General features: G+C 71.3%; 16 protein-coding genes and 2 pseudogenes. 8 read left to right on the top strand and 10 right to left on the bottom strand.

Features of this window, described 5'->3' with window-relative positions; genetic code table 11:
* The first annotated feature begins 48 nt into the window (after nt 1–48).
* Entirely contained in the window at nt 49–681 is a 633-nt protein-coding gene (locus TNCT1_RS21150; RefSeq protein WP_143634457.1) for a glyoxalase, read from the top strand.
* 155 nt (nt 682–836) lie between these two features.
* Here the strand turns inward: TNCT1_RS21150 and TNCT1_RS21145 are convergent, their stop codons facing one another.
* Entirely contained in the window at nt 837–1,007 is a 171-nt protein-coding gene (locus TNCT1_RS21145; RefSeq protein ID WP_143634452.1) for a DUF5670 family protein, read from the bottom strand.
* Between the two features lie 141 nt (nt 1,008–1,148).
* Nucleotides 1,149–2,456, bottom strand: a complete 1,308-nt coding sequence (locus TNCT1_RS21140) for a phosphatase PAP2 family protein (RefSeq protein ID WP_143634629.1) — start codon at nt 2,454–2,456, stop codon at nt 1,149–1,151.
* Between the two features lie 556 nt (nt 2,457–3,012).
* Between TNCT1_RS21140 and TNCT1_RS21135 the strand changes: the two genes are divergently transcribed.
* From TNCT1_RS21135 to TNCT1_RS21120, 4 genes are read left to right on the top strand one after another with little or no spacing between them, the layout of a single operon-like run.
* Nucleotides 3,013–3,570, top strand: coding sequence for a toxin (locus tag TNCT1_RS21135; protein ID WP_235902779.1), 558 nt, complete (start codon nt 3,013–3,015; stop codon nt 3,568–3,570).
* Nucleotides 3,567–4,742, top strand: coding sequence for a hypothetical protein (locus tag TNCT1_RS21130; RefSeq protein WP_216856670.1), 1,176 nt, complete (start codon nt 3,567–3,569; stop codon nt 4,740–4,742). The genes TNCT1_RS21135 and TNCT1_RS21130 overlap by 4 nt, the downstream gene beginning before the upstream one ends.
* A gap of 58 nt (nt 4,743–4,800) precedes the next feature.
* Nucleotides 4,801–5,955 (top strand): MAB_1171c family putative transporter, encoded by a 1,155-nt coding sequence (locus TNCT1_RS21125; protein WP_143634446.1) that lies wholly within the window; start codon nt 4,801–4,803, stop codon nt 5,953–5,955.
* Nucleotides 5,956–5,987: 32 nt separating this feature from the next.
* Entirely contained in the window at nt 5,988–7,442 is a 1,455-nt protein-coding gene (locus tag TNCT1_RS21120) for an FAD-dependent monooxygenase (protein WP_143634444.1), read from the top strand.
* 49 nt (nt 7,443–7,491) lie between these two features.
* On the opposite strand, the gene TNCT1_RS21115 is transcribed toward TNCT1_RS21120, so the two are convergent.
* The 3 genes from TNCT1_RS21115 to ctaD all read right to left on the bottom strand — a co-directional run bounded on the left by TNCT1_RS21115 (nt 7,492) and on the right by ctaD (nt 10,564).
* Nucleotides 7,492–8,340, bottom strand: coding sequence for an MBL fold metallo-hydrolase (locus TNCT1_RS21115; RefSeq protein ID WP_373920492.1), 849 nt, complete (start codon nt 8,338–8,340; stop codon nt 7,492–7,494).
* Between the two features lie 119 nt (nt 8,341–8,459).
* A complete protein-coding gene (locus tag TNCT1_RS21110) occupies nt 8,460–8,837 on the bottom strand; it encodes a hypothetical protein (RefSeq protein WP_174266380.1) in 378 nt (125 codons plus the stop codon).
* Nucleotides 8,834–10,564: a cytochrome c oxidase subunit I gene (gene ctaD / locus TNCT1_RS21105; protein ID WP_143634441.1), complete on the bottom strand. Its 1,731-nt coding sequence runs from the start codon at nt 10,562–10,564 to the stop codon at nt 8,834–8,836. The genes TNCT1_RS21110 and ctaD overlap by 4 nt, the downstream gene beginning before the upstream one ends.
* A 335-nt stretch (nt 10,565–10,899) precedes the next feature.
* On the opposite strand from ctaD, the gene TNCT1_RS21100 reads away from it, so the two are divergent.
* Nucleotides 10,900–11,823, top strand: a complete 924-nt coding sequence (locus tag TNCT1_RS21100; protein WP_174266379.1) for a YihY/virulence factor BrkB family protein — start codon at nt 10,900–10,902, stop codon at nt 11,821–11,823.
* A 249-nt stretch (nt 11,824–12,072) separates the two neighbouring features.
* Here TNCT1_RS21100 and TNCT1_RS21095 read toward each other — a convergent pair whose 3' ends face one another.
* A complete protein-coding gene (locus TNCT1_RS21095; RefSeq protein ID WP_143634439.1) occupies nt 12,073–12,525 on the bottom strand; it encodes an SRPBCC family protein in 453 nt (150 codons plus the stop codon).
* A 593-nt stretch (nt 12,526–13,118) separates the two neighbouring features.
* On the opposite strand from TNCT1_RS21095, the gene TNCT1_RS21085 reads away from it, so the two are divergent.
* Nucleotides 13,119–15,467 carry a GH92 family glycosyl hydrolase gene (locus TNCT1_RS21085; RefSeq protein WP_143634435.1) on the top strand — a complete coding sequence of 783 codons (2,349 nt, stop codon included), beginning with the start codon at nt 13,119–13,121 and terminating at the stop codon, nt 15,465–15,467.
* Nucleotides 15,468–15,526: 59 nt separating this feature from the next.
* On the opposite strand, the gene lpdA is transcribed toward TNCT1_RS21085, so the two are convergent.
* Together lpdA and TNCT1_RS21075 are read right to left on the bottom strand one after the other, a co-directional pair.
* On the bottom strand, nt 15,527–16,939 hold the full coding sequence (gene lpdA / locus TNCT1_RS21080; RefSeq protein WP_143634433.1) for a dihydrolipoyl dehydrogenase: 1,413 nt from the start codon (nt 16,937–16,939) through the stop codon (nt 15,527–15,529).
* A gap of 168 nt (nt 16,940–17,107) precedes the next feature.
* On the bottom strand, nt 17,108–19,300 hold the full coding sequence (locus tag TNCT1_RS21075) for an FUSC family protein (protein ID WP_143634431.1): 2,193 nt from the start codon (nt 19,298–19,300) through the stop codon (nt 17,108–17,110).
* A gap of 335 nt (nt 19,301–19,635) precedes the next feature.
* On the opposite strand from TNCT1_RS21075, the pseudogene TNCT1_RS21070 reads away from it, so the two are divergent.
* Nucleotides 19,636–20,112: pseudogene (locus tag TNCT1_RS21070) on the top strand (AAA family ATPase); the annotation flags it as partial.
* Between the two features lie 504 nt (nt 20,113–20,616).
* Here TNCT1_RS21070 and TNCT1_RS21065 read toward each other — a convergent pair.
* A pseudogene (locus tag TNCT1_RS21065) lies at nt 20,617–21,723 on the bottom strand (IS701 family transposase); the annotation flags it as partial.
* A gap of 111 nt (nt 21,724–21,834) precedes the next feature.
* Nucleotides 21,835–22,389, bottom strand: coding sequence for a hypothetical protein (locus TNCT1_RS21060; RefSeq protein WP_143634429.1), 555 nt, complete (start codon nt 22,387–22,389; stop codon nt 21,835–21,837).
* Nucleotides 22,390–22,407: the final 18 nt, after the last annotated feature.

Below are 22,407 nucleotides of genomic sequence, written 5' to 3'. Positions count from 1 at the left end.
CAGTTTTCGAGAAGCCCCGGCGCCCCGGTGTTCTCTACGGTCGAGGACATGACCTCCATCGACTCCGTCGTTCTCGAGGTGGCCGACGCCGCGGCCGCCGCCCGTTTCCACTCCACCGCCTTCGGCCTGGACCCCTCGCTCGTGCGCGTGCGCTCCGGCGGGGAACCGGCGAGCGGCTTCCGCGGCTTCACGCTGTCGCTCGTGGTGTCCCAGCCGGGCGACGTGGACGCCCTCGTCGGCGCGGCCCTCGACGGCGGCGCGACCGCCCTCAGGCCCGCCGCGAAGTCGCTGTGGGGTTACGGCGGAGTCGTCCAGGCCCCGGACGGCACGGTCTGGAAGATCGCCACGTCGGCGAAGAAGGACACCGGCCCGGTCACCCGCGGCTTCGACCAGTTCGTGGTGCTGCTGGGCGTCGAGGACGTGCGGGCGAGCAAGCGGTTCTACGTCGAGCGGGGCCTCACCGTGGGCAGGAGCTTCGGCGGCACGTACGTCGAGTTCGCCGCCGGAGCGGGACCCGTGAAGCTCGCTCTGTACAAGCGCCGCGCGCTCGCCAAGGACGCGGGGCTGCCCGCCGACGGCACCGGATCGCACCGGCTCGTGCTCGCCGGCGCCGCCGGTCCGTTCAGCGACCCCGACGGGTTCGTCTGGGAGGCGTCGGCCCCGGTCGCGGCCGCTTCCTGAGCCGGGCCCGGTCCGTGGTGGACCGCCCCGGCCCCGCGCGCCGCGGGCTCGGGAGCGCACCGTGCGCTCGCGCACACGCGTGGGGCCCGGCCGTACCCGGCCGGGCCCCTCCACGAATCAGGCGTGGCGTGTTCCGTGCGCTGGGGTGCACCCGTTTACCAGCGGTACCAGCGCCCCTTGCGGCCCGAACCGTCCGCGGACCGGACGACGAAGCCCAGCAGCCAGACGACCAGCACGATGACGGCTATCCACCACAGTGCCTTCAGGGCGAAACCCGCGCCGAAGAGAATGAGGGCCAGCAGAAGAACCAGAAGCAGGGGAACCATAGTTATCAACCTCCTGGCCACCGAATGCCCTTGGTTCTTCTGCACACGCACGGAATTGCTGGTTTTTTCCATGCGATGAAGGGCATGTGCGCTGGTTGCGGCGATTCCGGGAGCGGCTTTCGCCTGCCGCCCCCGGCGGGCTCACGCCGGCTCGGGTTGCGGTTCCGGATTCGGGACCGGCAGCGGCAGCGGGTCCCAGAGTCTGGTGGCGCGTACGTAGGCGTGGATCACCGAGCCCATCGCCAGAACGAGCAGCGGTCCGGACACCCACGGATGCTTGGCCATTTCGACCGGCAGGTAGCGGTAGGAGACGAGGAGCGCCGCGAACACCGCCGTGCCGTGGGCGACGAGCCAGGTCCCCGTGCGGTCCCAGCCGCGTTCGAGGGAACGCAGGGCCGCCTCGATCGTGAGGGTGAACACCACGCCGGCGATGAGGTCCGCGCCGTAGTGGTAGCCGAAGCCCAGGGTCGCGGTCAGCGTGGCGACCAGCCAGAACGCGCCCGCGAAGCGCAGCAGGCGGGGGCCCCTGCGGGAGTGGATGAAGATCGCGGTGGCCCAGGCGGTGTGCAGGCTGGGCATGCAGTTGCGCGGGGTGATGCCGTCGAAGGGCATGTGCCGCGGGGCGGACAGCGGTGTCGGGGTGTCCGGCCACAGGTTGGCCACCGCCCAGTGCCCGCCGTCGGCGCCGTAGGCGAACACCGGTCCGACCACCGGGAAGATCATGTAGATCCCGGGCCCGATGAGGCCGATGACCAGGAAGGTGCGCACCAGGTGGTGGCGCGGGAAGCGGCGTTCGGCCGCCACGTTGCGCAACTGGTACATCGCGACGACCACGGCGGCGACCGCGAGCTGGGCGTAGACGTAGTCGAGCGCGTGGGCGCCGACCGGGCCCGTGGCCCTGACGAGCCGGCCCACCAGCCACGACGGGTTGCCCAGTGCGTGGTCGGCGGCCGCCACGTACTGGTCGAGCACCTCCGGGCGCGTCTGGGACGTGATGACCAGCCAGGTGTCGCCCGTCTTGCGGCCGGCCACGAGCAGCAGACCCAGCCCGACGCCCTTCAGCAGCAGGGCGCGTTCCGCACCCGTACGGCGGGTGACGGCGATGAACGCACAGCCCAGGAGCACCCACAGCGCGCCGTTGCCGAAGGGGTGTCCCTCGGTCAGGTCGGCCCCCGCGGCCCAGCGCACCAGCAGGATGACGGCGTCGATGCCGATCGCGGTGCACAGCGCGATGACGCGTTGCCGCCAGGTGAGGACGACCATCATCAGCGCCATGCTGGCGTACAGCAGGAAGCCCGACTTGGGCGGGAAGATCACCTCTCGCGCCTGGCTGGCGATCGGTCCAGCGAGTCCGTAATGATGCGCGGCGATCTCGAGCGCGACGAGGAAGCCGAGGGTCACCGCCCCCGCGGCGATCCACAGGACGGTCCGCGGTTCACGCCACGGCACGGACTTGACTCCGCTGTTTATTCGCGAGAACACGCGCGATGGTATAGGTATCAACTTTTTGGCCGATTTGTCAGATCTCAGGTTATTGGGTCGCCAGTTGTGCCGGTTGGCACCTCTTTCCCGGGGAACGGGCGTCGAGGACGCTCGTCTTGGGCCGGATCATGCTATCGGAGCGGTGCGGGCGGATTTGAGCGATTAACGGCCGACCGTGGGCCGGACCCCGGTAGGCCGGAGGGGTCACTGCGCGTGCTGGTTCCGTCGACCGGTATCACGGAGTGTCAACTGGCGCCGCGGAAAGGGGCAGTCGGGCCGCAGGACGAATCGGAGATGCCGAACTCCGGTGACCTGCCGGGGGGCGTTGCGGATACCCTCACGTCAGGCACGTTCCCTGATCCGAAGCTACGCGCCCGGGAGAGGACTCGGTGGCAGCAGACGATGCCGGCGCCCGGCTGGGCGGAGCCCCGGAGTCCCTCCGGCATGCCCGTGTGCTGGACGGCCGATGAGTTCCCCGGACCGGCTCCGCCGGTGGCACAGGCAGCGCAGGCGCGACCGGGAGATGCGCCGACTAGCCGCGGCGCTCATCGACCCCATCCGGGAAAGGCTGAGCGCCACCGGCGCTGACGGGGGCGGGCCGGGTGCCGGACCGGCCGGGAGTCCGGAGGACCTGTTCGAGGCCCTGGTCGAGTCCGCCAGGCAGTGGCGCGGCGACCGCCGGCTGGAGGTGCACCGCGTGCCCATTCCCCGCGAGTTCAAGGCGACGGGGATGTGGCTGGAACGCGCCGACCGGGACGACGTCATCATCGAGCAGGGCGCCGAGATCTGGCACCAGGCGCAGATACTCGGCCACGAGCTGTGGCACATGCGGCAGCGGGAGGGCTTCGCCGCCGAGCAGCCGGCCGCCGGGGGCTGCGGCCCCCTGGAAGCAGGGCATGAGCACGGCGCACAGCCGGCTGCCGCACGTTCTCGTTTCGACGACGACCCCGAGAAAGAGGCCGAATTGTTCGGCATCCGGGTCGGCCAGCAGATGCGGGCGCTGATGGAGCGGGATGTGATCACCGGTGAGACGGCCCGCCGTATCGCCGACGCTCTCAACTATCGGGGTAACCGGAAATGAGCGGGGCGATAAATTACGTCAGTTGCGGACTGCTGTGGGTCGGACTGCTGGCCAAGCTGCCCGATCTGATCCGGCACCGGAGCGAGCTGTCCCAGCGTGCCATCAACGCGGTGCTGGCTTTCGCCTCGCTGTGCTTCCTGTTCGGCGCGCCCCCTTCCGTCGGGATGATCAACCGGGTCAGCGGTGTGCCCAACCTGGCCGCCCCGCTCACCTACGTCTCGATCACCGCCTACAGCGCCTCGCTGCTCATCCTGATCGCCTGCTGGCGCGGCGGCCCCGCGGTGCGGCGGACGACGCGGCGCTGGATGGGCGGCTACGCGGCCGTTCTCGCCGGTATCTCGGCGCTGTTCGCGCTGGGCAGGACGCCGCAGGAGCGGCGCACCGACTTCGACACGTACTACGCGACGACGCCCTGGATCGCCGAGATGGTCGTCCTGTACCTGGTCGCGCACCTGACGGCCGGGACGGTCAGCGCCCTGTGGTCGCTGCGCTGGGCCTTCGAGGCGGAGGTGCGCGAGCGGCCCTGGCTGCGGGCCAGTCTGCTGACGATCGGCACCGGCACGGTGATCACCGCCGGGTACAGCGTCTCCAAGCTGATCGCCGTCGTCGCGCGCTGGTCGGGCCGGGACTGGCCGGTGCTCGCGACGTCCGTACCGTCCGCCTGCGCGGGCCTCGGGGCACTGCTGACCGTGGCGGGGGTGCTGCTGCCGATGGCGGGCTACCACTTCTCGGCGTGGCGCGACTTCTTCCGGCTCGCCTCCCTGGACGCCGCGCTGGACCCGGTGCTGCGCGACCGCGCCCTGCGGGTGGAGCGGCCCTGCTCGCCGTTCCTGTGGGGCACCTGGCGCCGGAGCACCATCCTCAACGGGCTGCACGCGATCGAGACGCTCTTCGACACGCGGCTGTTCGACGAGGTCCACGACGCGGAGCTGACGCGGACGGGCGACCGGGAGAGAGCCGTCTCCGCGGCGTGGGCCGCCACCATCGCGGCCGCCGCCCAGCGAAGTACCCAGCCCCTGCTCGAACCCGCCGGCGCGGCCACCCGCCTGTCGCACCCCCGCGACTCCGAGGCCCTGGTCCTGATCGCCGACGCCCTGAAGAGATCAGGACGCGCGACGCGGGCCATCGCCCCCGTCGCCGGCGGGGCCGGACCGGCCCGGCCCCGCGTCTGACGACGACCGCCCCCGTCCCCCCACACCGCAAGAGGACCTGAACGGAGTCCCCCACGATATGAGTCTTGTCGTGTATACGGCGGCTTTCCTCCTGGCCCTGGCCGCCATGCTGCTGCGCCGACCACGCACGACTCCCCGCTCCCCGCTGACCGTCGCCACCCGGGCCACCACGTTCCTCGCCGCCGTCTGCTTCGTGTGGTCGGCGCCGGTGACCCTCGCGGCGGTCAACCGCGCCACCGGCATCCCCAACGTCGGCGCCCCGCTCACCTACGGCTCGATCTCCGCGTTCAGCTGCTCGCTGATCATCCTGCTGATCCACTGGCGGGGCGGGCCGCGGGAGCGGATACGGCGCATGGTCCGGATGACCGTCGCGGTCTACGGCACGCTCGTGGTCGCCGTCGTCGCGCTGTTCGCCCTCGCGGACGCGCGCACGGAGCGGCTCACCGACCTGGACACCTACTACGCGAACACCCCGTACATGAGGGAGATGATCGTCCTCTACCTCGTGGGGCACCTGACCAGCACCATCGTGCTGAGCGCGGTCTGCCTGAAGTGGGCGCGGGACGAGGTCACCGGCCTGCTGCGGATCGGCCTCCGGCTGATCCTCGCGGGTCTGCTGGTCGACACCCTCGGCTTCACCCTCACCAAGGTGACCGCGGTCGCCGCCCGCTGGCTCGGGTACGACCTGGACGTCCTGTCGACCACCGTGGCGCCCCCGGCCGCCGCCCTGGGCGCCCTGATCTACTCCGCCGGCTTCGTCCTGCCGCGCCTCGCCTCCGCCGCGGCGGCGGAGCGGCAGAGCCTGGCCACCTACCGCGCGCTGAAGCCCCTGTGGCCGGCCGTGCAGGACGTGGCGACGGCGCCGAGGGCGGAACCGACCTGGTGGCAGTTGTGGTGGCAACTGCCGAGCAACCGCCTCTACCTGCTGGAGGCCAATATCCGCGACGCCCTGTTGCAGCTCACCGCGCACTTCGACCAGCGGGTCGGCCACACCGCGTACGCGGCTGCCGTCCAGCGCGGTGAGCGCCAGGACAGGGCACGCGCCGCATCGGAGGAAGCGATGATCATGGACGGATTACGCCGTGCGTCGGGCGAGTGCGCCGGCCCCGCCGATCCACCGGAGAAGTTCCGCATCACCATCGATCTGGTCGAGCTGGCGAACGCCGTGCACCGTCTGCACAAGGCGGCGCCGGAGCGAATACACACCCAGTGACGCAGTCTCAAGAACACTACGAGGAGAGCCCGTTGCCGCACAAAGCTGTCGTGATCGGAGCCGGCACCGCCGGACTGGTGGCCGCAGCAGCGCTGTCCCTGGCGGAACCCACGCTGCAGATCCATGTGCTCGACCGGGACGAGCTGCCCCAGGGGCCGGAGAACCGGCGTGGCGTCCCGCAGGGACGGCACGCCCACCTGCTCATGGCCGGCGGCCTGTCCGCGATGGAGGACCTGTTCCCCGTCGGCGTGCGGGACCGCCTCCTGAAGGCGGGAGCGCACGAGATCGCGCTGAGCAACGGGATGCTGGCCCTCACTCCGGACGGCAGCTGGTTCCACCGCTGGAAACGCAGCGGACCGCACATGATCACCTGTACCCGGGCGCTCACCGACTGGGTGCTGCGGCAGATCCTGCTCGAGACCCGGCCCGGCGTCTCCTTCCACCGGGCGACCGTGGAGGGGTTCCTCGGCGACGCCCGGCAGGTCGGCGGCGTCCGTGTCGGCCAGGACGCGGACGCCGGGCTGGGCCCCGAACTGGAGGCGGACATCGTCGTCGACGCCAGCGGCCGCGGCTCGGGCAGCCTCGCCTGGCTGGCCGGCATCGGCATCAGCGGGATCGAGGAGAAGAAGATCGACTCCGGGCTGACCAACGCCACCCGGATCTACCGGACCCCGGCGGGTGCCGAGTCGTTCCCGCTGACCCTGGTGCAGGCGAACCCGTACAACGGCCGGCCCGGCCGCAGCGCCATGGTGCTGCCCATCGAGGGCAACCGGTGGATGGTCAGCGCGGCCGGCACCAGGGGCGGCGAACCGCCCCGCGACCCGGAGGGCTTCCTGGAGTACGCCCTCACCCTGCCTCACCCCATCGTCGGCCGGCTCATCTCCGGCGCCGAACCGCTCACCGACGTGGCGGTCAGCCGGGGCCACAGCACCGACAACAACCGCCGGTACCTGGAGAAGGCCGGCCACTGGCCAGAGCGGCTGATCGTCCTCGGTGACGCGCTGGCGACGTTCAACCCGGCGTACGGGCAGGGCATGTCGGTGGCGGCGCTCGGCGCGCAGGTCCTGGCCCGGGAGGTGCGGCGGCACGGCCTCACCGGTCCCGGACTGTCCCGGCGCGTCCTGCGCGGCGCGGCCCGCCACGTCGACACGGCCTGGTCGACCGCCGTCGGGGTGGACGTCCTCTACCCGGACGTCGTCGGCGCCCGGCCCAGGGCCGCCGACCGGGTCGCCGCCTGGTACACCAACCGGCTGACCCGGGCGGCCACCGGGACGTACGAGGCGGCCTCGGCGCTGTGGGACGTCACCAGCCTCACCACGCCCGCCACGCGCGCGCTGCGGCCCAGGGCCCTGCTGGCCGCCCTGACCGGACCGGCCCTCCCGAAGACCTCCGAGCCGCCGCTGCAGCCCTCGGAACAGCGGATACTCGACCGGCTCACCGGCGCCGCGCACCCGACGGCCGCACCCCGGCCCGGTCGCACCTCATGACCGGCCCCGGCCCGCACCGGGAGCCCGCCGCCGTACGGTGCCGGCGGGCTCAGTGGACGGTGGGCCGGTCGGCGCGGGGCGCCAGCCGGGCGTGCCGGCCGCGGGGGCAGTGCACCAGCCGCTCCTCGAGGCCCAGCCCGCGGGCCTCGGTCAGGAAGTCGTGCAGCGGGGAGCGGAAGACCGTGTAGTCGTCGTAGTGCACGGGCATGACGTGGCGGTAGTCCAGGCGCCGGGCGAGTTCGGCTCCCTGGGCGCCGTCCATGGTGACGACGAAGCCTCCGGGGAGCTGGGTGCCGCCCAGGTGCAGCACGGCCAGGTCGGCGGTCGGGAAACGCCGGGCGATCTCGTCCAGGCCGTCGTACAGGAGGGTGTCGCCCGAGATGTAGAGCCGTACCCGTACCGGGCCGCCGGCCGGTCCGAACTCGAGCATGCTGCCCATGACGGGCGGCAGCAGACCGCGCAGCACGGGGCGCAGGGCGTGCCGGCCGGGCAGGGAGGTCACCCGCACCTGCGCACCCCCCTGCTGGAGGACGCAGCTCTCCCAGGTGCGCAGGCCTCCCGCCCTGCCGAACCCCTGGAAGGCGCGCAGCCGGCGCGCGGCGTGCGGTGTGGTGACGACGGGCACCGACCGGTCCAGGTGGTTCCTGGCCCGGCGGTCCCAGTGGTCCCCGTGCAGGTGGGAGAGGACGACACCGTCCAGGCGCGGCAGGTCCGCCACGTCCAGGGCCGGTTCGGTGAGCCGGCGGCTGACCAGGCCGTACCCCAGATGCGCCCGCTCGCCGCGGTGCAGGAAGTTCGGGTCCGTCAGCAGTGTGAGGCCCCGGTAGCGCAGCAGAACCGTCGCGTTGCCGATGAAATGAAGATCGACCGTGTCGTCCGTGTCGTCCATGTCATGCATGCCGGACCTCACTCGCCGGGCCGGGGCTGCCTGCCCCGGCGCACCCTGTCCCCCGGCCCCGGGTTCCCCCCGCTCCCCCGGGCACACGCCGGACCCGGCCGCGTCCCGGGCACCGGGGTTCAGCGGGTCGCGTACCAGGCCAGGGTGTTCGCGGTGCCGGTGCAGGTGACGATGAAGCAGGCGGCCACGGCATGGCGCCGGATCAGCGTGCGGCGCAGTTCCCGGTAGCGGGCCTCGTACTCGCCGCGCAGCCGTTTGGCGCGGTCGGCCGTGACCTGGAGCGCCTGGCGCGTCAGGCCGAGGCGCTGCTCGGTGTAGTGCTGGGTGAGGTCCTCGGCCTGGCCGGTGGTGAGCCAGGGCAGGCGGGCGCAGAGCGCCTCGGCCTCCCGCTGGGCCTGCTCGAGCTCCGCGTGCAGGAGCAGGTAGCCCTCGACCTCGTTGGCGAGCGAGCCGTCCTGGCCGCCCCGGGGGGCGCCAGGACGGTTCGGCGTCGTCACCGCCGGCCGCCCTCTGGCTCGGCCGCGTCACGCCGGCCCAGATTGGCCTCGTGCTCGAACTGGGCCACCTCGGGGTGGTGCAGGTCGAACGCCGGGGATTCGCTGCGGATCCGCGGCAGGGTCAGGAAGTTGTGCCGCGGCGGCGGGCAGGTCGTCGCCCACTCCAGCGAACGGCCGTAGCCCCACGGGTCGTCCACGCCGACCGGCTTGCCGTACCTGGCCGTCTTCCACACGTTGTAGAGGAACGGCAGCATCGACAGACCCAGCAGGAACGAGCCGATGGACGAGATCGTGTTCAGGGCGGTGAAGCCGTCGGCCGCCAGGTAGTCGGCGTAGCGGCGCGGCATGCCCTCGGCGCCCAGCCAGTGCTGGACCAGGAAGGTGGTGTGGAAGCCGACGAACAGCGTCCAGAAGGTGATCTTGCCGAGGCGCTCGTCCAGCATCTTGCCCGTGAACTTGGGCCACCAGAAGTGGAAGCCCGCGAACATCGCGAAGACGACCGTGCCGAAGACGACGTAGTGGAAGTGGGCCACCACGAAGTAGGAGTCGGAGACGTGGAAGTCGATCGGCGGGGACGCCAGCAGGACGCCGGTCAGGCCGCCGAAGAGGAAGGTGACGAGGAAGCCGGCCACCCAGAGCATCGGTGTCTCGAAGGACAGCGAGCCCTGCCACATCGTGCCGATCCAGTTGAAGAACTTCACCCCGGTCGGGACCGCGATCAGGAATGACATGAACGAGAAGTACGGCAGCAGCACCGCACCGGTGACGAACATGTGGTGCGCCCACACCGTCACGGACAAACCGGCGATCGCGATGGTCGCGGCCACCAGGCCCATGTAACCGAAGATCGGCTTGCGGGAGAAGACCGGGATGATCTCGGTGACGATGCCGAAGAACGGCAGGGCGATGATGTAGACCTCCGGATGGCCGAAGAACCAGAAGAGGTGCTGCCACAGGATCGCGCCGCCGTTGGCCGGGTCGTACACGTGGGCGCCGAAGATGCGGTCCGCGGCCAGGGCGAACAGCGCGGCGGCGAGCACCGGGAAGGCGAACAGGACCAGCACCGAGGTCAGCAGCACGTTCCAGGTGAAGATCGGCAGGCGGAACATGGTCATGCCCGGCGCGCGCATGCAGGTGATCGTGGTGATGAAGTTGACCGCGCCGAGGATGGTGCCGAAGCCGGAGAAGCCCAGTCCGAGGATCCACAGGTTCGGGCCGATGCCCGGCGACCGGATGGCGTCCGACAGGGGGGCGTAGGCGAACCAGCCGAAGTCCGCGGCGCCCTGCGGGGTGAGGAAGCCGCCCACAGCGATGAGCGAGCCGAACAGGTACAGCCAGTAGGCGAACATGTTCAGCCGTGGGAACGCCACGTCCGGCGCGCCGATCTGCAACGGCATGATCCAGTTGGTGAATCCCGCGAACAGCGGGGTGGCGAACATCAGCAGCATCACGGTGCCGTGCATCGTGAAGAGCTGGTTGTACTGCTCCTTGGAGACGATCTGCAGACCGGGCCGGGCCAGCTCCGCCCGGATGAGCAGCGCCAGCACACCGCCGAAGAGAAAGAACAGGAACGACGTCGACAGGTACAGCGTGCCGATCGTCTTGTGGTCGGTGGTCGTCAGCCATCTGACCACCACGTTGCCGGGCTGCTTGCGCCTGACCGGCAGCTCGTTCTCGTAGGAGTCCTCGGCTGCCGCTGCTCCGGGAGGTTCGTTGAGGATGCTCACTGGTCGGATCTCTCCCGATGCTCGCGGTTCGCGTTGTCAGTCGGGCACCATCCTCTCGGCGACAAACCCGGTAATGCGCCCTGACCGGCCGATTACGCCGCCAATGGGATGACATTCGCCCCCTAAGGGAGTAGGCCGGCCGCACGCTCGTTGCCCCCGACACGCTCCCTGCGCCCAAGATCACCGCATCGGGCCAGCTCACCGGGGCCGGCTGATAGCCTTCGGCGACCGTGACCGAGCAGGACAGGTCAGCGCGCCCAGATCGTTGGAAGAGATGTTGTCCTTCTGCACAGCAGCCATCCTGTGCTCCGGCCGCCGTCCCCCCTGGCCGCCGCATGTCCGCTGATCTGCGCCCCGCCCGGCGGCCGCGCGGCCTGCGCGGCGGTCTGGCCCGGCCGGCCCGCGAGTGGTGGCCGGCCCTGCGCCGGACGCCGGTGACGATGTGGAACGACGACCTCACCGACTACGCCGCCGCGCTGACCTACTACTCGATCCTGGCGGTCCTCCCCTCGCTGCTGGTCACCGTGCTCGCCTTCGGCCTGGTCAGCCCCAGCACGGCCGCGGAGTTCATCGCCCACGTCACCCACTACGCCCCCGGCCAGTCGGGCGCCGAACTCCACGGCGTGCTCGCCGGTGTGCTCAGGCAGCACTCCACGACCTGGACGCTGATGGCGGCGGGCGCCGTCAGCGCCCTGTGGTCGGCCTGCAGTTATCTCGCGGTCTTCCGCCGTGCCCTGCACGGCATGTACCGCATCCCCGACCGCCGCTCGCCCTGGCGCAAGGCGCACCGCATCGTGGCGACCGCCCTGGTCCTGCTGGCCCTGCTCGTGGTCAGCGCCCTGGTGCTGATGCTGTCCGGGCCCGTCGCCGAGCTCCTCGGCCGGCTGCTGCGCCTGGACGGCACCGCGCAGCTCGTCTGGGGCATCGCGCGCTGGCCGCTGCTGCTGTGCCTGGTGGCGGTGCTGGTCGTGGTGGTCTTCCACACCGGACCGGCCCCGGCCCGCCGGAGCAGGGACAGCCTGCTCGGCGGCGCGCTGGCCGCCGCGCTGTGGCTGACCGCCTCGGCCGGCTTCGCGCTGTACGCCGATGTGCTGGGCACCTACAGCCGGTTGTACGGGTCCCTCGCGGGCATCGTCGTCTTCCTCATCTGGCTGTGGCTGTCCAACCTCGCGCTGCTCGCCGGCGCGCAGTTCACCGCGGAGCTGCACAAGGCGCAGGCCGCCGGAGCGCACCCGCAGGGCGAGGCCTCCAGCGCCTGAACACCGCGGTGCCCGCTCCGGCCTGCCGCCGGGCGGAGCGGGCCGCCGTCATCACCGTCATCGCTGCCTGAGGCCACCGACGCGACCGGTGACCACCTGGGCCGACCCGGCGTGCCGGGCGCCGCGGTCCGCACGGCCGAGGTGGTCACCGACGATGAGCCGCAGACGGCGGACCGCCGTGGGGAACGGCGACCCCTGACGCCGCCCCGGCGACGCGCCGGCACCGTCGGAGCGACGCGGCTCGACGGCTCAGACCTCGCCCCGCCAGGCGCCGGTCTCCGTGCCGCCGCGCGACTCGATGAACTCCTTGAAGCGCCGCAGATCGCCGGTGGCCTGGCGCTTGACGAAGCCGAGCTTGTCGCCCACGGTCTCGGCCAGGCCCTGAGGGTCGTAGTCGAGCTGCAGCATGATCTTGGTGGTGTTGTCGTCGATGTAGTGGAAGGTGACGACCCCGGCCTGCTTGGCGTCGCCGCCGATGGTGGACCAGGCGACGCGCTCGTCGGGGATCTGCTCCGTGATCTCGGCGTCGAACTCGCGCTCCACTCCGCCGATCTTCGTCTTCCAGTGCATGAGGGTGTCGGTGCGCTGCTCGATACGCTCGACGCCGTCCATGAACTGGGGGAAGTCCTGGAACTGGGTCCACTGGTTGTAGGCGGCACGGACGGGGACGTTGACCTCGATGGACTCTTCGACCTGTGACACGACGAATCTCCTCGGTGTGATGACGGGCGAGACCGGGCCGCCCGAAGCGGTGGCTCAGGCCTGTCGGTGATCACTTCCCGGATGCCACCGGTTCGGTCGTGTATGCCCGCATGTACCGCCCGAACGGGTGGTGTCCGCCGGCTCGGCCCCCACCTGGCCGATCAGACCGGGGGACGGCCTCGCTCGTCCGCCCCGCCGCCTGGCTTCAGCGAGTGGACGCCGGAGCAGATCCGGACGGCGATCGACATCGCCGGCCCCGACGTGTTCGTCTCCTCCCAGCCGCAGTACTCGAACGACGAATAGGCAGCGGCTGCACCGGACCCGAGACCGTACCGAGGGCGGCCACCGTTCGAGCGGTGGCCGCCCGCGCGCCTTGCCAAGTGCCGGGCGGTCCGTGGTGAGGTGACGGGTCATCTGGCTGGACGGGTCACGGCGTACGAGCGGGCCCCGTCGGCCGCCTTCGTGCCCGGCCGGGGTCCCGGAGGGATCCGGGCCGCTCCGTCCACACCCTTGACGCGTACACGTACAGCGCAAAGAATGGGCGCGCTGTGCGATTTGACAACGTTGTCTAGCCTCGGGAGGCGCACGCGCCCATGAGTGGGACCCATCCGCGCACGAGTTGGAGCCGACGCCTACGCGGTGCGGGCACGGTGGTCGCGGCGGCAGCGCTGATCGGCGCCGCCCTCGCCGCGCCCACGGCCCAGGCGGCCGCGACCCAGGACGGCCGCCTGACCGATCTCGTCAATCCGTTCATCGGCACCCAGAACGAGGGCAACACCTACCCGGGCGCCGCCGTGCCCTTCGGAATGGTGCAACTGTCCCCGGACACCGGCCACAACACCGGTTACGACTACGCCCAGAACCACATCCGGGGCTTCTCGCTCGTCCATCTGTCCGGCGTGGGCTGCGGCTTGGGCGGGGACCTGCCGGTGCTGCCGACCACCGGCGACGTCACGTCGACCGACTACGCGCGGTACCAGGCGGAGTTCAGCCACGACACCGAGCAGGCCGGCCCCGGCTACTACAAGGTCGGTCTGAAGACCGGCATCGACGCCGAGCTGACGGCGACCGCGCGCACCGGTGTGCAGCGCTACACCTTCCCCGCCACCGACAAGGCCAACGTCCTGCTCAACGCCGGGCAGTCGCTGCACCGCACGCTCTCCACCAAGGTCGAGGTGCTCGACGACCGGACCGTGCGGACCGCGATCACCGGCAGCGGCTTCTGCCAGGACACCAAGCCCTACACGGTCTACACCGTCACCCGGTTCGACCGCCCGTTCACCGCGTTCGGCACCTGGGACGGCTCCACGGTCAGCGACGGGTCCCGCAGCGGCCGGGACGGCGCGTACGTCCGGTTCGACACGAGCAAGGACCGCACCGTCGAGGCCACGACCGCCCTGTCGTACGTGGACGCCCGCGGCGCCGCGCTCAACCTCCGTGCCGAGGGCGGGCGTTCGTTCCAGCAGGTCCGGGCGGCGGCCCAGCGCGCCTGGGAGGACCGGCTCGACGACGTACGGGTGCGGGGCGGCGGCGAGACCCTGCGGCGCACGTTCTACTCGTCGCTGTACCGGTCCTTCCTCGCGCCCAACATCGGCAGCGACACCGACGGCCGGTACACCGGCTGGGACCAGAAGGTCCACCGCGCCCGGGGCTTCACGTACTACCAGAACTGGTCCCTGTGGGACACCTACCGCACCCAGTCGCAACTGCTGTCCCTGCTCGCGCCGCGTGAGGCCAGGGACATGGCGATATCGGTGATCAGGATCGACGAGGAGAGCGGCTGGCTGCCCAAGTGGGGCTACGGCACGGTCGAGACGAACATCATGACCGGCGACCCGGTCACGCCGTTCCTGACCAACGCCTACCAGCAGGGCCTGCTCAAGGGGTACGAGGAGCGGGCCTACCGCGCCCTCAGGAAGAACGCCGACGGGGTGCCGCCCGCCGACTCGCCGGCGGTGGGCCGCGAGGCCAACAAGGAGTACATCGCGGACGGTTTCGCGCCCTACGTCAAGGGCCGGCCGCACGCGAAGCCGGGCGACTCGGACTACGACCACGGCGCCTCGGCGACCCTGGAGTACGCCCTGTCGGACGCGATGCTCGCCGAGATGGCCCGCGACCTCGGCCATGACGCCGACGCCGCCCGCTACGCGGCCCGGGCCCAGAACTACCGCCGGATCTTCGACTCCTCGACCGGCTTCTTCCGCGCGCGCGACGCCTCGGGCGCCTTCACCGGCCCGGCCGACCCGGCGCGGAGCGAGGGGTTCCACGAGGGGACGTCCTGGCAGTACCAGTGGCTCGTGCCGCAGGACCTGCCGGGCATGGTCGGCCTGATCGGCGGCGAGAAGGCGGCGAACGAGCGGCTGGACTCCTTCTTCGCCTACGACAAGCTGGTGCGGGACCCCGCCGGAACGGCCCGTGAGGTGTGGGTGAACGGGCCGTACGACTACTACAACGCGGACAAGTACAACCCGCAGAACGAGCCCGACCTCATCGCCCCCTACACCTATCTCTCGACCGGCCAGCCCTGGAAGACCACCGACGTGGTGCATGCCGCGCTGACCCTGTTCACGGACGCCCCGACCGGCATGACCGGCAACGACGACCTCGGCACCATGTCCGCGTGGAACGTGCTGTCGTCCATCGGCGTCTTCCCGGTGCAGCCCGGCTACGACACCTGGGGCCTGTCCACGCCCGTCTTCGAGCGGGTCGACCTCACCCTGGACCGCCGTTACTACCCGCGCGGCTCGCTCACCGTGACGGCGCCCGGCACCTCGGACGGCGACCGCTACATCCAGTCGGCGCGCGTCGACGGCGCCCCCTACGGCCGCACCTACGTGACCACGCGGCAGCTGCGCGGCATGCGGTCGCTGGCGTTCACGGTCGGCGCCGAGCCGTCCGGGTGGGGCACCGGCGCCCATGACGGTCCGCCGGCGCTCAACTGACCGGTGCGGGCGGGGACGGGCCGCGGCCACGATCGCCGGATCGTGGCCGCGGCCCGCTCTCACATGTTGATCATGTGGCCGGCCAGGCCGTGCACGGCCTCCTTGACCGCCTCGCCCAGCGTCGGGTGGGCGTGCACGTTGCGCGCCACCTCATGGACCGTCAGGTCCCACTGCTGGGCCAGGGTCAGCTCGGGCAGCAGCTCGGTGACGTCCGGGCCGATCAGGTGGCCGCCGAGCAGCTCGCCGTACTTCGCGTCGCTGATCAGCTTCACGAAGCCCGTGGCGTCGCCGAGACCGTGCGACTTGCCGTTCGCGGTGAAGGGGAACTTCGCGACCTTGACGTCGTGTCCCAGCTCGCGGGCCTGGGCCTCGGTGTAGCCGAAACTGGCGATCTGGGGCTGGCAGTAGGTCGCGCGCGGGATCATGGCGTAGTCCAGTTCCATGGTCTCCGCGTCGGCGAGGGTCTCGGCGGCGACGATGCCCATCGCCTCGGCGGCGTGCGCCAGCATCAGCTTGGCCGTGACGTCGCCGATGGCGAAGATGTGCGGGACGGAGGTGCGGCAGCGCCCGTCGACGTCGATCGCGCCGCGCTCGGTGACCCGTACGCCGGCCTTGTCCAGGCCGTAGCCCTCCACGTTCGGGGCGAAGCCGATCGCCTGGAGCACCTTGTCGGCCTCCAGGACCTGCTGGGCGCCGTCCTTGCCGGTGACGGTGACCCGCACCGTCGGTCCCGACTCGTCGATGGCGTCGACCCGGGTGGAGGTCAGCACGTCGATGCCCAGCCTGCGGTACTGGCGGGCGAGTTCGGCGGACACCTCGGCGTCCTCGAGCGGGGTCATGCGGTCCAGGAACTCGACGACGGTGACCTTCACGCCGTAGTTGTGCAGGACGTACGCGAACTCCACGCCGATCGCGCCGGCGCCCGCGATCACGATCGACTGCGGCAGTTCCTCGGCGAGGATCTGCTCCTCGTAGGTCACCACCCGTGAGGTGCGGCGGGTGCCGGGGAGCAGCTTGGGGGTGGCGCCGGTGGCGATGACGCAGTGGTCGAAGCCGATGGTGCGGGTCGAGCCGTCGTAGCCCGCCACCTCGAGCGTGTGCGGGTCGAGGAAGGTGCCGCGGCCGTCGAACTCCGTGATGCCGTTCTTCTTCATCAGGTAGTGGACGCCCTTGACCCGGCCGTCGGCGACCTTGCGGCTGCGGCGGAACGCCTCGCCGAAGTCGAAGGAGACCGTCCCGTCGACCTTGATCCCGAAGGTCTTCGCCTCGCGCGTGAAGATGTGCGCCAGTTCGGCGTTGCGCAGCAGCGCCTTGCTCGGGATGCACCCCACGTTCAGGCAGACACCGCCCCAGTACTTCTCCTCGACGACGGCGACGCGCTTGCCCAGCTGCGCGGCGCGGACGGCGGCGACGTAGCCGCCGGGTCCCGCTCCGAGGACCACGACGTCGAAGCGTTCGTCCAGCTCGGGCATGGGGTTTCCCTTCGTGTGCAACGGTCGTGCCGATCAGATGTGAGCGACCGGCCTCAAATGGATCATCCATGCGGCCGCCCGGCTCCCGCAAGCGCTTCTGTCCTCACCGGCCGTCGCCGTGACGGAACAGACAGACGTGCCCCTCCGGGGGCTGTCGCGAGAGCGGCCTCAGTCGCCGGCCCGTGCCCCGGCCGCCGCCGGCTCGCGTTCAGGGCCGGTGCGCGGGATGCGTGACAGGTCCGTCATCAGCGCGCTCAGCCACGAGACGGTCGCCCAGTACCGCCGGGGCGCGCCGGGCGGCTGTGCGGTGAAGCCCGCGAGGACCGGATCGAGGCGGGGCACCGGCGCGGCCGGGGTGTCGCTCCCGGGGTCGAGCGCCGCCGAGACGAGCAGCATCCGGCCGGCCACCCGGTCCCCGAGTCCGGCGGCCGACTCGGCGGCGGCCGGGCCCAGCACGGTCGGCGGCGGATCCAGCAGCCGCTCGGATCCCCACAGGGTGTGGTGCCCGGCGATGAGCACGGCCTGCCAGTCCACCGGCGCCGGCGCCGCCCTCCTCCCCCGGCCCCCGAAGGGCGTGGGCTCGCTCAGGAACTGGGCGTACGCGGACTCGGCGAGGATGACCGCCTGGTGCAGCGAGCGGTGGCAGGACGCCACCGGCGGCGCGGCCACGGTGCCGCCGGCCGCCACCTCGGCGCTGGTCGCCACCACGATCTCGGCCGCCCGGCGCAGGAGTTCCGCCGCCGCTCGACGCAGCTCGTCATGGGCGCCGCGGGGCCAGGCCAGCAGGCCGAACACCGCGCCGATCGCGCTGCCCACCAGCACGTCCAGCAGCCGCACCTCCGCCAGCCGCCAGGTCGGCGGCACGAGCTGGGCGAAGACCGGGGCCACGAGCACCGTGAACAGACCCTGTGCCCAGCCGACGCCCTTGACCGGGCCCAGGGTGAAGGCGAGGAGCATCCACAGCGGGAGCACGGCGGCGTAGATCCCGGTGCCGGAGCCCGCCAGGGTCAGCAGACCGGCGGTCAGCAGCGCCCCGGCCAGCGTGCCCGTGAGGGCCAGGCGGATGGTGCTCCAGGTCTCGTCCATGGTGGTCCGGGTGAGGGTGAGCGTGGCCAGCATCGCCCAGAAGCCGTGCGGCAGCGTGGCCACGCCCGCGATCAGCCGGGCCGCGGTCAGGGCCAGGGCGATGCGCACCGCGTTCTGGAAGAACACCGACCGGCGCCCGGCGTGACCGCGCGCCCGGTGCCACCACAGCACCGGGGCCCGGCTCCTGGCGTACCAGAAGCGGCCCGGCGGCACCGGCAGCGACGCCCGCCGGCCCCGTACCGCCAGGTCGGCCGCGGTGGCCATGGCCAGCGCGGCGTCGGCGATCTCCAGCACGGCGGCATGCCGGCGCAGTACGGCGGGCGGGAACTCCGGCGGACGGGGGCCGCCCCGGGCGGCGGCCGCGGGGGCGGCCGACACGGCCGACAGGTCCGCCCGGGCCGCCACCAGTTCGGCGTGGGCGGCCACCGGCGACGGCCCGGATCCGAGGCTGTCCGCGGTCCCGGCGGACAGGGCCGCCACCGCACGCAGGACGGCGGTCACCCGGGAGCCCTGCGCGTCGCCCGGGCTGGTCAGCCGTGCCATCCGGCTGAGCAGGGTGCGGGTGGCCAGACCGGTGTGGGCGAGGGCGCGGTCGCGCAGCCCCGGTCCGGCCGGACGTTCCGCCTCCGGCACCGTCAGCGGCCGCAGAGCCGCGCCGGCCTCCCGGGCCGCCGCGCTGTCCGTACCGGTCAGGGCGTACGGGGGCGCGGTCAGGAGGGTCGCGCAGTGCGCCGCGGTCCGCGCGGCGAGGGCGGCCCGCTCCCGGTACGACGGCGGCGGGGGCTCGGGGAGGAGCAGTGCCTCGGCGGCCATGAGCAGGACAAGTCCCGTCGTCGTCCCGACGAGGCGTTCACCGAGCGAGCCGGGGTCGTACGGCGGGAAGGAGGGCAGGATGTAGAGCAGTTGGAGGCCGGGGGCCGCCCCGGCCGGGCGGGGACCGCCCACGGCGGAGAAGGCCAGGGCGAAGCCGACGACCAGCATGCCCGTGACGGCGCTCCAGGTCCGCACCGACAGACAGGTGCCGGCGATCACCAGCAGCCAGCACACGGGCAGCGCCCGCAGTCCCGTCGCGGCCCGCTGCCGTCCGGTGCCGGGGATCCTGGAGAGCCCGCCCAGCGCCACGGCGGAGAACAGGGCGTACGTGGCCGCGACCGGGAGGCCCAGTCCGTAGCGGAACAGGAAGAACCCCGTCGTGGCGACCAGCGTCACGCGTACCGCCCGGCGGCCCGAGGCGGCGTAGGCCGCGGGGATCCGGCCGGCTGGAGCAGCACACACGCTTACAGAGTCCCGCACCGTCCGGTGCCCGGCACGCGCAGCGGACCCGGCGGCAGGCAGGAAAGTCCGGCCGGGTTCCGGCCGGTGAAAGAGCGGGGGCAAAAAGAAAGGGAAAGGCGGTTTCCCACTCCTTTCCACTCTCAACTTATAGCGCACCGGGGGGCTTGCGGCAAGGCCCCCGGTGTCCCGCACAATGACCGGCCGAAGCCAGAACCTGCGAAAACGCGGGAATCGCGAAGTACCCGCGGCGCTGCCGGCATCGGTTCGCGTGAGGACGTCGAACCGGGCCGGCGCGCCCGGTGGGCCCGCGGTCCGAGAATGCGGAGCTGATTATTCTGAATCCCCTGACCACCAGTGCGTTCGACCTTCCGGACCGCCTTTCCGCGAAGGCCGATCCGCGGCTGATCGCCGACGACGAACGGCATTTCGCCGCCGTCGCGGAGGCTCTTGAGCAGTCGGTCGCCGAGGTGTCCGACCGCCTCGACGCCGAGCGCAGGGGGCCCGGTGGCGCGGGCCGGCAGGCGATGGACCGGGACGCGGAGATCCACCGGCTGACCGCTCGGCTGCGCGCGCTGCGCCGGTTCGGCCTCGACCTGTGCCTCGGGCGCATGGTCGCGGCGGACAGCCCCGAACCGGTCTACGTCGGGCGGCTCGGTCTGACGGACGGCGCGGGACGCCGGCTGCTGGTCGACTGGCGGTCCCCCGCGGCCGAGCCGTTCTTCGGCGCCACCCACGGCGGCCCGATGGGCCTGGCGAGCCGCCGCAGGTACCGCTGGTCCGGCGGCCGGATCGGCGACTACTGGGACGAGGTGTTGCCAGTACGATGCTGCTCTGGCCGGAGCCGGCAGTGTGGTACGTGTCGCCCGGCCGCCCGGACAGCATGTGCGAACCGGGCGGCACGCCCGTGGGATGGCCCAGTTGGCTGCCCTTGTGAGGCGGGCCGCAAGTAGAGCGGCGAGAACTCGGCTAACGGGGCTATCCGCGACGGCGCCAGCAACGTGATCAGACCCGCCACGGCAAGTCCATCCCACCTGTGACGAGGAATTACGGGACAGCTCTTACTACTCCAGTCAGATTTCGTGTCCTGGGCTGGCTCCCTTTCGGTAGTACAGCGGCGGGCTGTGGCTTGGTGGCGTCTGCGCCAGTGGGACCAGTTCAGGGCGTGGAGGCGTCTGTCCTGATGGGGGCGGGGATGTGGCAGGAGAGTGTCCAGCAGGCGCCGGATCTCTGCCACGGTGAGCGGGGCGAGGGCTGATCCGTTTCTGCTGCCCCCTTGCGTCACCGTCTGCCTGAGCGGCCAGGGCGGTCAGGGCGGTCAGGGCGGTCAGGAAGGCGTCGGCGAGCATGGCCAGGGTGATGTGTCGATACCAGCCGAGGTAGCGGCGGACCTCGTACTCGTCCAGGCCGCACTCGTTCTTCACAGCTTGGAAGCATTCCTCGATCGCCCATCGGCTGCCGGCGATCCGGACCAGTTCGTCGAGCTCGATGCCGACGGGTGCGTAGGCGAGGTAGTAGGCGACCTCGGCGGGGTCGGGCAGGCTGCGGCGGGCCATCACCCAGCGGTGGTGGGTGGGCGGATCGGGGTCGAAGATCAGGTTGGCGGGCAGTTTGGCCGCGGCCCAGTCATAGATCCGCGGCCCCTTCGCTCCGTCGCCGCAGGACAGCCGCTGCCAGGCATCACCGGGTGCCTCGTCGATGAGCTGGTCGATGCGCCAGATTCCGGCCAGGGACTTGATCTGCTGGGACTTGGGCACGGCGACCACGTAGCCGACGTCGAGTTGCTCGAGCAGGCGGCGGAAGTGCCAGTCCTGGCCGTAGGCCTCGTCCGCCGTGACCCAGGCGGCGGGCAGACCGGCGGCCAGGCAGCGGCGCACGATGTCTCGGGCCAGTTCCCCCTTGGTGGCAAAGCCCCGCTCGTCGGGGATCTTCGCCGCCCGGCAGCGCTCGCGGTCCGACGTCCAGGACTTGGGCAGGTAGAGCTCCCGGTCGACCAAAGCCCTGCCCGAGCCAGTGGCGTAGGCGGCGAACACCCCGATCTGGCAGTTGTCGATCTTTCCCAAGGTTCCGGTGTACTGCCGACCCACCCCCGCCGACGTGCTGCCTTTCTTGATGAAGCCGGTGTCGTCGATGATCAACACCCCGCCCGGGCCGATCCGTTCGGCGACATGGGCCCGGACATCGTCCCAGACCGCGTCGGCGTCCCATCGGGCGCCGTTGAGCAGGTGCTGCAGACCTGCCGGGTCGCGATGGCCGGCCCACTCGGCCAACTGCCAGCCGTTCTTGCGTCCCACCGGCGCCAGCAGACCGCGGACATAGTCCCGCATCCGCCGGCGCAGATCCACCCGGGCAAAGCGGCCCGCCACCCGAGCGAACACCGCCTCCAACTCACGCTGCCACTGGTCGACTTCGACTATCGCCTCCATACCCGGACAACGACAACCACCGGCTCAGGACACGAAATCTGACTGGAGTACTAAAAGGCATGGGCCAGACGGTGCTCCGCCAGGCCCATGCCCCTCGAAACGGTGCGTCTCCTATGCGACAGGTGTCGAGTAATACGGCGAGTTTCGCCATTCCTCACGGCCAGCCTCGGACGGTGCCGGCTTCCAGAGGGTGAGACCCTTCGAGCGCTCCCAGACCGAAATGCGCCAAACGTGCAAGAGTGAGATCAGCAGCATGGCCGGCATGCCCAGAGCGGCGATGGGCAGGTGGATCAGGTAAACGACTACTGAGAAAACCGTCACGAGTGCTGCACTACGGATTTGCCCCCGCCGCATCAGGCGACGCTGCAGAACAACCTGCTCGCGCAGTGCTTGCGGGTTTTCCACCGGCACCGCCGCTGCATGGGCCCGCCGTTCGCGAGGTCGTGACACCAGGAGATTGACGGTCCACAGCAGAGCGAGAGCGAGAACGACACCGCACTGAATGCGACCAGTTCTCCCGGAGAGTTGGAGATCACCAGACGTCGCAAAGAGAACTGCATCCACGAGGGCTGCAGCAGATATGCCGGCCACGGCCTCCCCCATGGCAGCGGGGACGATCCGCACCAATCGTATGCTTCCCGCCAATTTTGTCACTTCTTTCTCCACGTCAGCCTCTGAGTGGCA

This window comes from Streptomyces sp. 1-11 (assembly GCF_007176755.1).
GTDB lineage: Bacteria > Actinomycetota > Actinomycetes > Streptomycetales > Streptomycetaceae > Streptomyces.
This window is presented reverse-complemented; position numbering and strand designations above follow the sequence as displayed.

Bases quoted from the DNA above. Each gene is read 5' to 3' on its own strand.
- TNCT1_RS21150 (WP_143634457.1), top strand. From the start codon at position 49: ATGACCTCCATCGACTCCGTCGTTCTCGAGGTGGCCGACGCCGCGGCC.
- TNCT1_RS21145 (WP_143634452.1), bottom strand. From the start codon at position 1,007: ATGGTTCCCCTGCTTCTGGTTCTTCTGCTGGCCCTCATTCTCTTCGGC.
- TNCT1_RS21135 (WP_235902779.1), top strand. From the start codon at position 3,013: ATGCGCCGACTAGCCGCGGCGCTCATCGACCCCATCCGGGAAAGGCTG.
- TNCT1_RS21130 (WP_216856670.1), top strand. From the start codon at position 3,567: ATGAGCGGGGCGATAAATTACGTCAGTTGCGGACTGCTGTGGGTCGGA.
- TNCT1_RS21125 (WP_143634446.1), top strand. From the start codon at position 4,801: ATGAGTCTTGTCGTGTATACGGCGGCTTTCCTCCTGGCCCTGGCCGCC.
- TNCT1_RS21115 (WP_373920492.1), bottom strand. From the start codon at position 8,340: ATGCATGACATGGACGACACGGACGACACGGTCGATCTTCATTTCATC.
- TNCT1_RS21100 (WP_174266379.1), top strand. From the start codon at position 10,900: ATGTCCGCTGATCTGCGCCCCGCCCGGCGGCCGCGCGGCCTGCGCGGC.
- TNCT1_RS21085 (WP_143634435.1), top strand. From the start codon at position 13,119: ATGAGTGGGACCCATCCGCGCACGAGTTGGAGCCGACGCCTACGCGGT.
- lpdA (WP_143634433.1), bottom strand. From the start codon at position 16,939: ATGCCCGAGCTGGACGAACGCTTCGACGTCGTGGTCCTCGGAGCGGGA.